Origin of the sequence: Paenibacillus typhae (assembly GCF_900099765.1) — a bacterium.
GTDB lineage: Bacteria > Bacillota > Bacilli > Paenibacillales > Paenibacillaceae > Paenibacillus_AQ > Paenibacillus_AQ typhae.
Map to the genome: position 1 here is coordinate 1 of NZ_FNDX01000040.1, position 12,501 is coordinate 12,501.

11 protein-coding genes are annotated in these 12,501 nt (G+C 52.7%); 3 read left to right on the top strand and 8 right to left on the bottom strand.

What is annotated here, in order from left to right; genetic code table 11:
* Positions 1-197: 197 nt before the first annotated feature.
* The gene (locus tag BLR64_RS23260; protein WP_090718143.1) at positions 198-1,049 is read right to left on the bottom strand and encodes an aldo/keto reductase; all 852 of its coding nucleotides are present in this window, start codon (positions 1,047-1,049) and stop codon (positions 198-200) included.
* A gap of 166 nt (positions 1,050-1,215) precedes the next feature.
* Here BLR64_RS23260 and BLR64_RS23265 point away from each other — a divergent pair, with 166 nt between their 5' ends.
* Positions 1,216-1,665: a MerR family transcriptional regulator gene (locus tag BLR64_RS23265; RefSeq protein WP_090718145.1), complete on the top strand. Its 450-nt coding sequence runs from the start codon at positions 1,216-1,218 to the stop codon at positions 1,663-1,665.
* Positions 1,666-1,716: 51 nt separating this feature from the next.
* Here the strand turns inward: BLR64_RS23265 and BLR64_RS23270 are convergent, their stop codons facing one another.
* From BLR64_RS23270 to BLR64_RS23280, 3 genes are all read right to left on the bottom strand, one after another.
* Entirely contained in the window at positions 1,717-2,211 is a 495-nt protein-coding gene (locus tag BLR64_RS23270; RefSeq protein ID WP_090718237.1) for an arsinothricin resistance N-acetyltransferase ArsN1 family A, read from the bottom strand.
* 21 nt (positions 2,212-2,232) lie between these two features.
* The gene (locus tag BLR64_RS23275) at positions 2,233-3,039 is read right to left on the bottom strand and encodes an arsenite methyltransferase (RefSeq protein ID WP_090718148.1); all 807 of its coding nucleotides are present in this window, start codon (positions 3,037-3,039) and stop codon (positions 2,233-2,235) included.
* Between the two features lie 287 nt (positions 3,040-3,326).
* On the bottom strand, positions 3,327-3,776 hold the full coding sequence (locus BLR64_RS23280) for a MarR family winged helix-turn-helix transcriptional regulator (protein WP_090718151.1): 450 nt from the start codon (positions 3,774-3,776) through the stop codon (positions 3,327-3,329).
* Positions 3,777-4,021: 245 nt separating this feature from the next.
* Here BLR64_RS23280 and BLR64_RS23285 point away from each other — a divergent pair, with 245 nt between their 5' ends.
* Entirely contained in the window at positions 4,022-5,848 is a 1,827-nt protein-coding gene (locus BLR64_RS23285) for an APC family permease (RefSeq protein ID WP_090718154.1), read from the top strand.
* 97 nt (positions 5,849-5,945) lie between these two features.
* On the opposite strand, the gene sdaAA is transcribed toward BLR64_RS23285, so the two are convergent.
* From sdaAA to BLR64_RS23305, 4 genes are read right to left on the bottom strand one after another with little or no spacing between them, the layout of a single operon-like run.
* Positions 5,946-6,824, bottom strand: a complete 879-nt coding sequence (gene sdaAA, locus BLR64_RS23290; protein WP_090718156.1) for an L-serine ammonia-lyase, iron-sulfur-dependent, subunit alpha — start codon at positions 6,822-6,824, stop codon at positions 5,946-5,948.
* 40 nt (positions 6,825-6,864) lie between these two features.
* Positions 6,865-7,533, bottom strand: a complete 669-nt coding sequence (gene sdaAB / locus BLR64_RS23295; RefSeq protein WP_090718159.1) for an L-serine ammonia-lyase, iron-sulfur-dependent subunit beta — start codon at positions 7,531-7,533, stop codon at positions 6,865-6,867.
* Complete coding sequence (locus BLR64_RS23300) at positions 7,523-8,986, bottom strand: amidohydrolase (RefSeq protein ID WP_415841231.1); 1,464 nt, start codon at positions 8,984-8,986, stop codon at positions 7,523-7,525. Before BLR64_RS23300 ends, sdaAB begins: the two co-directional genes overlap by 11 nt.
* A gap of 46 nt (positions 8,987-9,032) precedes the next feature.
* Positions 9,033-10,274, bottom strand: a complete 1,242-nt coding sequence (locus tag BLR64_RS23305) for an MFS transporter (RefSeq protein ID WP_090718161.1) — start codon at positions 10,272-10,274, stop codon at positions 9,033-9,035.
* Positions 10,275-10,415: 141 nt separating this feature from the next.
* Between BLR64_RS23305 and BLR64_RS23310 the strand changes: the two genes are divergently transcribed.
* Positions 10,416-12,494, top strand: a complete 2,079-nt coding sequence (locus BLR64_RS23310; protein WP_090718164.1) for a helix-turn-helix domain-containing protein — start codon at positions 10,416-10,418, stop codon at positions 12,492-12,494.
* The last annotated feature ends 7 nt before the right edge of the window (positions 12,495-12,501 follow it).

A 12,501-nucleotide genomic window follows, 5' to 3' on the forward strand; every position in this document is an offset into this window, starting at 1 on the left:
ATATTATGACTTCCCAGCACAGTACGAGCAATTACGTAAATTGCACTAATGCGATTGAACCGCCGTATACCGAACGGTACGTACGGTGGTGTGAGAGGTCGGCTACTCAGTCAATGGGTAGCCTCCTACTCGATTGCGTTAACGTGCAGATCATTTATGGAAGTCTCGGCCGTTCCTTGTTACCGTCTGATTTAGGTTTACAGATCGACTTTCCAGTTGCCCATCATTTTGGCAACGTTCGGATCCAGGTAAGAGCCGAAGAGACTAGAACCCGTATCCAGCGCAGCAATTTGATCCATATCCTCTGAACGGAGCTCAAAATCAAAAATATTAATGTTCTCGGCAATACGCTCTTTTTTAACGGATTTTGGAATGACAACGATCCCGCGCTGAACAAGCCATCGCAATACGACTTGGGCAACAGACTTGTTGTGTTTTTCTGCTAGCGAGGCCAATACTTCGTTACTGAATAAGTTGTTGAGACCTTCAGCAAACGGGGCCCAGGATTGGTGCTGTACTCCCTGTTCTTTCATAAAAGCTGCACTCTCTGCCTGCTGGTAGAACGGATGCGTTTCGATCTGGTTGACGGCGGGTGCTATTTCGTTATGGACAATCAGGTCCATCAGACGGTCAGGCAGGAAATTGCTGACGCCGATTGCCCTGCTTTTGCCTTCGTGGTACAGTTCTTCCATTGCCCGCCAAGCACCATAGTAATCGCCGAATGGCTGGTGAATCAGGTACAGATCGAGATAGTCAAGCTTAAGCTTCTTAAGGGATTTGGCAAAGGCCAGCTTAGCACTCTCGTAGCCGGCATCTTGAACCCATAGCTTGGTCGTGATGAACAGCTCTTCACGCGGTATACCACTGCGCTTGATCGCCTGGCCTACCGCTTCCTCATTTAGATAACCGGCGGCGGTATCGATTAAGCGGTAACCAGCCATCAGCGCTTCATACACGGCGTTCTCACATTCCTGAGCATCAGGAATCTGGTACACTCCGAAGCCGATAATCGGCATGTTCACACCATTGTTTAATGTAACGCTTTGCATTGTAATTCCTCCCCAAGAAAATGTTTAACAGCAACGGCACGTACCCCCTGGAATCGGGCATTGCAGCAGGGATATCACATACGGCTCATTTGCGTTACACTTACCTTAGGTCCTTCGTGTTACACGAAGTCAAGCTGATTTCAAAAAAATAAAAGGAGGAGTTCATATGCATACAGTCAAAGAAGCCGCTCTAATCACGGGACTCACTGAGCACGCGATACGCTTCTACACGGACAAAGGTCTGGTGCCAAGCATACAGCGCAATCCGAACAATATCCGGATATTTGACGAAGAATCGATTAACTGGCTGCATGGCATCAAATGCCTCAAACAATCCGGAATGCCGATTGAAGCCATCAAAATGTATGTGGATCTCTGTCTTGAAGGTGATTCGACCCTCCCGCAGCGCTACGCACTCATGATGGAGCATAAAGAGGATGCAATCGCCAAGCTTGAGGAAGCCAAACGGCACATTGCCCATTTGGAACAAAAAACCGCCCTATATCAGGCTATTTTGGAGCAACGCTCTCCTGATACGATGAATCCGGGTAACTGGGACAAAATCAAGCATATGCATAGTGACGTATTTTACTCGCCTGCATCTCATAAAGTGTAATCAGGAAGTTAGATACGTATTCAATCGCCGGAGTGATTGCTTTTAGTTGACTCAAAGCAATTTCTCCATAATCATCACATCAATAAACGCCCCATCCATAATCCCCTGCTTCTCAAATACACCAACCTGCCGGTAGCCCATCTTCCGGTACAGTCCTTGACCACTTTCATTGAACGGGAAGGTAAAGAGAACGATTTTATAGAAGCTGTTCTCCTTTGCTATCTTGTGTAAGGACTCAAGAAGAGAACTGCCTGCACCCTGCCCGCGAAAGCTGCGCTCAATATAAACGGATAGGTCAGCGACCCCGTTATAGGCGCAGCGGTGCGAGTAGGGGTTCAGGGAGGCCCAGCCGATGACTTTGCCTTCTCGTTCAGCGACCAAAACGCTAAAGCGGCCTTGGTGATCGTTGAACCATGCTTCCATATAGGAGGAGTCTTTCGTCTCTGTTTCAAGTGTAGCGATCCGGTCCTCGATCCCCTGATTGTAAATACGCAGGATACTTCCGGTATCCGCTGGTGTGGCCTGACGAACAGTTAATGTATTGATCATAGATCCATCCCCTTTAGATTACTTTCTCGCTTTAATTACAGCAGAAACGATGTACTCGTCAACGTTCGCGCCGGGAACCCAATCCTTGATAAATGTTCTGGATTCGTCTTTTGGCTCAATGCTGATCTCCGAAAAGCCGCTTTCCTGAAGCATCTGCTCAACATCAGCGATGGAAGAGGCTCCAGAGATACAACCGGAATATAATTCGTCCAAATCATTTTTGATCTCAGGAGGAAGTTCAGCTGTAGTTACGATGTCGGAGATGGCCAGACGACCGCCCGGCTGAAGGACACGGTAAGCTTCATGGAATACTTGCTGTTTATCCGGTGAAAGGTTAATTACGCAGTTGGAGATAATGACATTCACCGAGTTGTCGGCGACAGGAAGATGTTCAATTTCACCCAATCTGAATTCGGTGTTATTAAACGTACCCTTTATGGCGTTTTCCCTTGCGCGGCTGATCATCTCAGGCGTCATATCCACACCTATAACATGGCCTTGCTCACCTACCTGCCGGGAAGCCAGGAAGCAATCGAATCCGCCGCCGCTCCCTAGATCCAGAACATGTTCACCCGCCTGCAGTTCAGCAATAGCCTGGGGGTTACCGCATCCAAGGCCCAAATTTGCGCCTTCAGGAGCTGAAGCGAGATCGCTGCTAGAATAACCAAGCTTAGCGGATATGGCATCGAAATCAGCCGGGGAGTCACAGCAGCTGCTGTCAGCAGGTGTGCAGCAGGAAGAGGAGGCTCCAACCTTTTTCACAGCGATTTTTTGATAGCGCCCCCGTACATTTTGCCGGATCTGGTCATTTGTAAGTTTGCTCATAATTAAACACTCCTTAATTAGATTATGATGTACTTTCTTTGCTCAATTAGCAGCATGGTTCGCAGCAAACAGATTGTTGCGGACTAAAAAATGAAGGCAACGGGGACCATTTAAGGGTATTTTTTTTCTTGGAGTATTTCCAGGCGTGCAGCGTAACTTGATGTAATTGCTCCTGCCGGTGTTTGTGTAAAACTTCGGCTACGAATAAATCTCTGAGCATTATTAACCCTCCTAGTCATTAAATGCTTTGAAATAACTTGCAATTTGCAAATATAAATGAAGAGAAATCACCCTTTTACAGGTGCGCAGCAATTGCTGGATTTCCCCATGGCTTCGTTGAAAAGCTTAATGGACCGCAGTAATGTTTCTACTTCAAACTCACTCATATGTGAGAAGGCTTCATTCAGGTATTCATTCATTTGTTGATCAATCGTTGTGGCCACCATTTTCCCTTCAGGAGTAAGCGAAAGGGTATAGACTCTGCGATCGGTAGGATCGGGTGTCTTTTTAACCAGATTCATTTTCACCAAAGACTGTACTTGTCTGCTAAAGGTAGTAATATCAGTGCCAAGTGTTTCAGCGACTTGCTGCATGGAAGGATTATGGCTCCGGTATATCTCATATAGCAGGTGGCTTTGGGCCGCGGAAAGATTACATCCCCCTACACTGCAGCAGTCCTTATTGAGCAAGCCTAAACGCCGGGTCATGATTTGGAATAGTTCCCGTGGGGTTTCCATTGTTTTCACCTCTTGCACCAGTTATACCGCATATAATTGCAATTTGCAAGTATTATTTTTGCTTAGAGTATTCCAAGAACCTTTGATAGCTCCCAGCTGAAAAAAACTGAAGAGGCTTAGATTAACAATAAGGCTATTTCCAAATGGAGATAGTCTTTTTTGCACGGCGGATGTATATTATGGATTGAATTTAATGACGGCTTCCATGGGTAATATAACTTTAAAAAAGTCGGGTGAGGCAGACGATGATTTCAGTGAAAAGATTACTGATCGGACGGCCGCTGAAGTCGGAGCAGCTGGGCGAGCAGAAATTGAACAAGACGAAAGCGCTGGCCATTCTTTCATCAGATGCTTTGTCCTCGGTTGCTTATGGACCGGAGCAGATTCTGCTTGTGCTGATAACTGTCGGCGCTGCAGCCTTCTGGTATTCCATACCCATTGCCATCGGGGTGCTTGTACTGCTGACTGCACTGATCTTATCCTACAGGCAAATTATTTATGCTTATCCGCAGGGCGGCGGAGCTTATGTGGTTTCCAAGGAGAATCTGGGCAAATATCCGGGGCTGATCGCCGGGGGCTCGCTGCTGGTCGATTATATCCTGACGGTAGCGGTGAGTGTATCGGCGGGTACGGATGCGATTACTTCGGCTTTTCCCAGTCTGCATCCGTATAATGTGCCGATTGCCATTCTGTTTGTGCTGCTGATCACAACCCTGAATTTACGCGGGGTTACCGAATCGGCGTCGTTTCTGGCTTATCCGGTGTATCTGTTTGTGCTGGCGATCTTTATTATGCTTGGTGTGGGCCTGTTCCGGATTGTGGCCGGCGATGTCCCGGCAGAGCTGCATACTCCGCTTGGGACACCGGTCGCGGGCATCAGCCTGTTTCTGCTATTGCGGGCTTTCGCCTCAGGGAGCTCGGCACTGACAGGGGTTGAGGCCATTTCCAACGCCATTCCCAACTTTAAGGCGCCTGCCCCGAACAATGCGGCCAAGACCCTCGCTGCCATGGGTATTTTGCTGGCGGTGCTGTTTTCCGGTATCGTTCTTCTGGCTTATTATTACGGTGTGACCCCGAATGAGCAGGTAACCGTGGTTTCGGAGATCGCCGAGCAGGTTTTTGGCCGGAATTTCATGTACTTTTTTATCCAGGGCACGACTGCGCTTATTCTGATCCTGGCGGCGAATACGGGCTACTCGGCCTTTCCGCTGCTGGCGGTCAATTTGGCCAAGGATAAGTTTATTCCGAGAATGTTCACCGTCCGCGGTGACCGGCTCGGATATTCCAACGGCATTCTCAGCCTTGGGGTACTGTCTATCCTGCTGATTATTGCCTTTGAGGGCCGCACGGAGCATCTGATTCCGCTGTATGCGGTCGGCGTATTTATTCCCTTTACCCTGTCCCAGACCGGGATGATGGTCAAGTGGATCCGGGAGAAGCCTGCAGGCTGGGCCGGCAAGCTGGCCGTTAACACAACGGGAGCACTCATCAGCTTCGTCGTCACCATCATGTTCTTCCTGACCAAGTTCCCGCAGGTTTGGCCGGTGCTGGTCTTCCTGCCGCTGATTATTCTGCTCTTTTACCGGATCCGCAAGCATTATGAGGCTGTGGCCGACCAACTGCGCCTCTCCACCTGCGAGGAGGAGCCGCTGGCGATTGAAGGGAATGTGATCATCCTGCCAGTGGCCGGAATTACGCATGTCGTAGAGAACTCGCTGCGTTACGCACAGTCGCTGTCCGCCAGCCAGATTATTGCGGTCCATGTGCCTTTTGAGCGGGAGGAAGAGCATATTTTTGAGGAAAAGTGGAAAAAGTTCCATCCCGAAATCAGGCTGGTGTCACTGTACTCGCCGTACCGCAGCATCATCCATCCCTTGATCAAATTTATTGATACGGTCCAGCGCAAGGCGAGCGAATCGCATTATCAGGTGACGGTAATCGTGCCGCAGTTCATTCCCAAGAAAGGCTGGCACAACATTCTGCATAACCAGTCCAGCCTGCTGATCCGCACGCATCTGCTGTACCGCAGAAATGTAATTATTACTACAGTGCCCTATCATTTGAAAAAATAACCGGAAAACACCTTCTGGCTGCCTCCTCATAAAGGGAAGGCTTTGCCTGAAGGTGTTTGTTTTTGCAGCTTCGTTTAAACGGCTGCCTATTCCTTTGTCAGGATTGCTGCTGCAAATCACGGGTAATCCGCCGGCCGGTCGGAGTCTGGGCCAGCCCGCCTCCGGCCGTCTCGCGGAGCGATTCGGGCATGGCCGAGCCCACTTCAAGCATGACCTGAACAACCTCGTCGGAAGGGATGACACTGCGCACCCCGGCCAAAGCCATATCTGCTGCTCCAAGTGCAGTAATGGCCCCGAAGCCGTTGCGGACGATGCAGGGGATTTCCACCAGGCCGGCGACGGGGTCGCAGATCAGGCCGAGCGTATTCTTCAGGGCGAGCCCCACGGCGTGGATAGCCTGTGCCGGGGTGCCGCCTCTGATATCTACCAGCGCTCCGGCTGCCATGCCGATGGCTGACCCGACCTCTGCCTGGCAGCCGCCTTCGGCCCCGGAGATAAAGGAATTATTTGCGATAACATAGCCGATGGCACCTGCAGCAAACAGCCCGTACACCATCTGGTCGTCGCTCCAGCCGAACCGCTCCTGGCTGCTGATCAGCACGCCGGGGATGATCCCGCAGGACCCCGCAGTCGGCGTTGCAATAATCCGGCCCATGGAGGCATTCACCTCGGAGACAGCCAGCGCGTAGGTCATTGCCAGGCTGGCGTGCTCTCCCAGAAGGGAGGGACTCTGCTCCCTGTAAGCTGACATCCGGCGTGCGTCTCCGCCGGTCAGTCCGCTTTTGGACACAGTATCGGTCCGGATTCCCTGTTCCACTGCCGTTTTCATAATTAGATAATATTCAAGCATCTGCCGGAATACGCTGTCCCTGTCTTCCCCAGATTCCTGGCACTGCTCCCCCAGCATCAGCTCGCCGAGAGTGGAGGAGCGGGCTTCCGCTAATCCGGCAAGCTCTTTTAAAGTCCGAAAGTTCATGATGTCGCTCCTTTTCACTTCAATCTGAAGGGATACTGTTTTACATTGCCAGCAGGCTGATTTCCTGCACGCCGGGGAGCTGTGAAATCCGGTCTGTAAGAACACGGTCAAGCATGGCGTCGCATTCCATAACCATCATGGCTTCACCGCGACGGCTCTGGCGGTCAACAGCCATGCGTGCAATGTTAATGCCGCTGTCCACAAGCAGAGCACTGACTATGGCAACGACGCCCGGCTCGTCATAATGGCGGATGATAAGCGTTGGATAAGCGGCCGTCAGCTTCAGGCTGAAGCCGTTGATCCGGACAATTTCAATATTGCCGCCGCCGATCGATGTGCCGGTCAGCCGGAGCGTATGGTCTCCGGCTGCATTAACCAGAGTCAGCTCGGCTGTATTGGGATGAGGGTAGAGCCCCTTTCCGGGCCTGATGCTGACGGTCATCCCGGCAGCTTCGGCATGCGCAAAGGCATCCGGCAGCCGCGGGTCATCGGTTGTCATATCCAGCAGACCTCCCACAAGCGCTGTATCTGTTCCGTGGCCGCGGTAGGTGGCGGCAAAGGAGCCGTACAGCTGAATATCGGCTGAGCCCGGACATTCTCCGAACATCAGCCGGGCCACGCGTCCGATCCGGGCAGCGCCGGCCGTGTGGGAGCTGGAGGGCCCGACCATGGCCGGGCCGATGATGGAGAATACATCTCTAAACCGCAAGCTCAGCCGCCCCTGTCTTGGGAGGGTACACGTCGGCAGGTACGAGGCAGTCGTAGACCTCACCGCCGAGCCGTTCCTTCAGCTCGGCTTGCGCTTTGGCCACAAGCTCGGGCTGCAGAAGCGTCTCAATAGCTGCCGCTGCCATGGCCTTGGCCGCCAGCAGCATGCCTTTATGTGCGTAGGAGGATTTGCCCTGGGCCACTGTCTGCCAGGCATGCAGCGGAGTACCGAAGGCCATAGTGGCTGCTCCGCATTGGGCAGTCGGCACGTTCCAGCTCACATCGGCGACATCGGTCGATCCGCCCATGAACATTTCCTTCTCATCCGAATAAGGAACCACAAAGCTGCTGAGCGGCCGCTCGGCAAGCAGAGGCGCCAGCTTAGGGCCAACCATCGCAGCCGCTTCCTGCTTGTTGCTCTCAGGTAATGTCTCGTAAATGGCTTTGGCAAAAGCGTATTCTTCTTCACTGTAAGCGGGAGCATCCAGCGCGCTGAGATGCTTGAACAGTACCCGCTCCAGCGTGCTGTTAGGGACCAGGTTGGCACAGGCACCCTCATAACGGAATTGCATCTGCGTGCCGGTCATCAGAGCGGCGCCTTCGGCCACCTTGACCAGCCGGGCGAACAGGTCACGGACCTGTGCCGATTTCGGTGCCCGTACCAGATAGGTTACCTCCGCGTCAGCCTGTACAACATTCGGGGCCAAGCCGCCCGAATTCGTGATGGCATAATGAAGACGGGCCTGGTCGAGCATATGCTCACGCATATAATTGGCGCCGATGTTCATCAGCTCCACGGCGTCCAGTGCGCTGCGGCCCAAATGGGGAGCCGCGGCGGCGTGGGCGCTGATGCCCTTGAAATAGAAAGAGGCATGAATGACCGCATTCGAGCTGCCGTGCATCACCGCGTTCATAGCGTGCGGATGCCAGGTGAAAGCGGCATCCACATCCTTGAAATAACCCTCGCGGGCCAGATAGGTCTTGCCGTAGCCGCTTTCCTCGGCGGGGCAGCCGTAGAAGCGGACTTCGCCGACCGCTTCCGGATGGGCGGCCATGTACTCCTTGACCGCCACCGCAGCGGCAAGTGCACCTACGCCCAGCAGATTATGGCCGCAGCCGTGGCCGTTGCCGCGCGGCTGGACCGGCCGGTATTCGCTGAGCCCGGCTTCCTGGCTCAGGTCGGCGAGGGCGTCATATTCGCCCAGCAGTGCGATTACCGGGCCTCCGGAGGCTGTACGGAAGGAGGCTATAAAGCCCGTCGCAAGTCCCGCCACTCCCTTTTCAATACTGAAGCCTTCGGCCTCTAGCGCACGGATTAATACATCAGCTGACTGGTATTCATCAAAACGCGTTTCCGCGAAGCCCCAAATCTGGTCGCTGGCTGAAGTGAACGCTTCTTTTTTACGCTCAATGGCTTCGGATACAAATCGTGTTAAATCGATGGTCATATTCATGAATGGAGACACCTCGTTTTCGTAGAATAGGGCATACGTACCGGAATCAGGTCGTTTGCGGCTCTGCCGGCAGGGCAGGCTGTGTACGGCGGTTAAAGAGCAGGGAAATGGAACAAATGACAGCGAAGCCGATCAGCATGATGAAAGCCGTGTTATACGACCCGCCGGAGGCATCGACCAGGAAGCCGATCAGCATCGGGGTCAGGAAGCCGGCAAGCTGGGCACCGGTATTGACGAACCCGCTGGCTGTTGCCGCAACGGTTTCGGGCATGGATTTGACGGATTTGGAAATGATCAGCGTAGACACAAAGCCTGCGGCTATCCGGACGATAGTCTCATAGGTGATGAAGAGGGCGATGCTCTCGGCTGTACTCATCAGGTAAAGTGCAACAGCGACGATAAGTCCGAATACGGCAGATATTTTACGATCTTTGCCTGCAGGAATGCGGTCCATCAGATAGCCGCCCAGCAGCATGGTGATGATGCCGATGAGACCCGGAATCGCTGAGAGCATCCCCATTTCCTTCAGATTCAGCCCGCGGACATTGACCATATAAGTAGGCATCCAGGAGGACAGCCCCCAGTTGACGGCGTAGATGCTGAAGTAGCTGAGGAACAGTCCCCAGATGATCGGGCTTTTCAGCACTGTTTTTAAAGAAGCATTCTTTTTGGGTGCAGGTGAAGAAATATTTGAGGGTGCCGGAATGCGGGCAGGCTCCTTGAGGAAGAAGAACATCAGGACAGTAATGACAAGGCCGATAATGCCGAAGATGTGGAACAGGGTCCGCCAGCCAATCGATTCCAAAGCGAAGCCGGAGATAATCGGTGTGACAACGCCCATGATAGCGCCGGAAGCGAGCATGACAGACATAGCGCTGCTCCGCTGGTTGACAGGATAGTTGACCGCAATGGCCTTGGAGCCGGAGGGAAAGAAGCCGCCCTCACCGATGCCGAACAGAAAACGGACGAGCACGAGGGAAACCAGAGACCAGGCAGAGCCGGTAATCATGGTAAAGACGGACCAGGAGAACAGGGAGAACAGGATCACTTTACGGTAGCCGAACCGGTCTGCCAGGGCACCGCCGGGAATCTGCATAATCGCATACCCGAGGAAAAAGCTGCTGAGAATAATGCCCTGTGAGGAAGCGCTCAGTCCTAAATCCTCAGAAATGCTGACTACAGCGTAATTGATGACGAAGCGGTCCAGATTTCCGAGGCACCAGCCGAGAAACAGCAGGGCCAGAATAATGTGCTTGAAGTGCTTGCTGTGGATTACCTTCGACATCATGTTACCTTCTTTCTCATTGAGTGTTATTTAAGTTCTTTTGTTATATCAAAATTTACAGGATCGCTGGTTTCTTTACAATGTGTGTTCTTATATAATAAAGTCTATTGAAATAGAAAAATATACATTGACAGGGGTGGCGGAATGCAGGCGTATTTTGAAAAAATGCTTAGTGAATGCTTGGGGACCCGGGGGTTTTCCGTGTGGATCAGCGGCAATTGGACTGATTGGGCCCAGGTTTATCACACTGGAGACCTGCCGGACGCTCCTCCTGTCCTGGATATCAGACTGCCTTTAAGGCATCCGCAAACCTATGTGGAACAGGATGAAAATACGTTAGTATACCTTACATATGAAAATAATGTATGCATTGCAATCCGCGTCTTTACGAGACTGGAGATTGCCGGGGATCAGCTGGGAACGCTCACTTCTCTCCTGTACCCATGTTATACCGAATTTATGGCAGCCAGACATGAGCATGCCCTTAACGAGATGATGAACCGGATCAGGGATGTCACACAGCTGCTGGATTTGACAGAGCTGCTTGAACGCATTCTAGCGAGTGCGCTGGCCGTGATTCCCTATGAAAGCATCGGTGTGCTGTGGAGCTATGATCCGGAACTGGACGCCCTGAAGGTAAAAGCCCGGGCAGGGGAGATGGGCGAAGAGATGCTGCAGATGCGGATGAAGCCGGGGGAGGGGATCATCGGTAAAACCTATGTCCGGGGGGAGCCGCGGCTATATGACAACATGCGCATTCTGGAAGAGGATGTCGGCAATATGTCCGAGGAGAACAGGCGGCATCTGTATGCTGCTTATCAATTTGAGGATGTCTGTTCTATCATATCGGTGCCGATTAAGGTGGAGGGACAGACGGAATGCGTACTGATCTTCTATCAAAAGGGTGCTGTTCCCCTGTTCGGCGAGTCCGAGGTGCGGCTGCTGCAAAGTTTCGCCGACCAGGTGTCCATTGCGATTACCAATGCGAAGCTGTATGCGCATCTGAGCGAACAGAACAAAGCGCTGATCCGGCGGGATGAAATACACTCTTCCCTAATGAAGCTGTCGCTGCAGAATAAGGGAGTCGGTTCTATCGTAGGCGAATTGTCACGTGTCATCGGCCTGCCGCTGACCTTTGTGGACTTTATTGGTAATGAGTGGCATCCCCGGCGTACAGAGGCAGACAAGGAATGGGGCATGCAGCGGCTGCTGAAGCTTTACCAGTCCCTAAGTTCCCCGGATTATCTGACGGTTGTCCCCGGTGCGGCGCAAGAACCGTCCCTCTATCTCTACCCGATTGCCTCCGCCCGCCAGTGTCTGGGCTACCTTATGCTTCGTTCAGAGAGGGCGCTTACAGCACTGCAGTTTATGGCTTTGGAGCAGGGAAGCTCTATCCTGGCGCTGGAGCTGATGCGCAAGCAGTCGCTTGCTGAGTTTTACTTCAAAAAAACGCAGCAGTATTTCAATGATCTGAGACTGAGCAAGGAATCGGGAGAATACTGGGAAAGGTCGGGCGAGGTCGGCATCGGACCGGCTACCCGGATCTCTGTCGGCCTGCTGGAGTTTCCGGAGCCAGCCGATCCTTCGGCGCTCAGTACGATGACGCTGCAGCTGATTTCTTATCTGCGGGACACAATGACACTTCCGGTGATGCCGGTTGCCTTCGGCAGTGAACGGCGGGTTACGCTGCTGCTGATCTCACCGGAAACCTATGGAGCCGGACAGCTTGAGCGGAAGCTGATTACCTGTATCTCTGATTGGGTTAAAAAATCAGGGATGCTGCTATACGGCGGGCTGGGCTCCATCCGTGCCGGGATGGATGCGGTCAACACCAGCTACCAGGAAGCGGACAAGGCATTGGCTTACCAGAAGGCAAGAGGGGAAATGCTGGTCATCCGGTATGCAGAGATCGGGGTCAACCGGCTGTTTATCAGGCAGCCAGCCGAGGATATGGAAGCCTTCATCGCTGAAGTGTTCGAACCGCTCCGCACGGCCAAAGGACAAGCTGCCATGCTTGAGGAGACGCTGATTACCTATATGGCCTGCGGCAGTTCAGCTTCCAGGGCGGCAGCCGCACTTCATATCCATATCAAAACCCTGTATCAGCGGATCCGCAAAATCGAAGAGCTGCTCGGGATGTCCTTCGGCAGCCAGGAGCATCTGCTGCATCTTCAGCTGGCCTGCTATCTGCGTCAGACGCGGCCTCTAGAAAGGCGGCAGTGAAGAAAGA

Coding starts and splice junctions, on each gene's coding strand:
- BLR64_RS23260 (WP_090718143.1), bottom strand. CDS start 1,049: ATGCAAAGCGTTACATTAAACAATGGTGTGAACATGCCGATTATCGGC.
- BLR64_RS23265 (WP_090718145.1), top strand. CDS start 1,216: ATGCATACAGTCAAAGAAGCCGCTCTAATCACGGGACTCACTGAGCAC.
- BLR64_RS23275 (WP_090718148.1), bottom strand. CDS start 3,039: ATGAGCAAACTTACAAATGACCAGATCCGGCAAAATGTACGGGGGCGC.
- BLR64_RS23280 (WP_090718151.1), bottom strand. CDS start 3,776: ATGGAAACCCCACGGGAACTATTCCAAATCATGACCCGGCGTTTAGGC.
- BLR64_RS23285 (WP_090718154.1), top strand. CDS start 4,022: ATGATTTCAGTGAAAAGATTACTGATCGGACGGCCGCTGAAGTCGGAG.
- sdaAA (WP_090718156.1), bottom strand. CDS start 6,824: ATGAACTTTCGGACTTTAAAAGAGCTTGCCGGATTAGCGGAAGCCCGC.
- BLR64_RS23300 (WP_415841231.1), bottom strand. CDS start 8,986: ATGAATATGACCATCGATTTAACACGATTTGTATCCGAAGCCATTGAG.
- BLR64_RS23305 (WP_090718161.1), bottom strand. CDS start 10,274: ATGATGTCGAAGGTAATCCACAGCAAGCACTTCAAGCACATTATTCTG.
- BLR64_RS23310 (WP_090718164.1), top strand. CDS start 10,416: ATGCAGGCGTATTTTGAAAAAATGCTTAGTGAATGCTTGGGGACCCGG.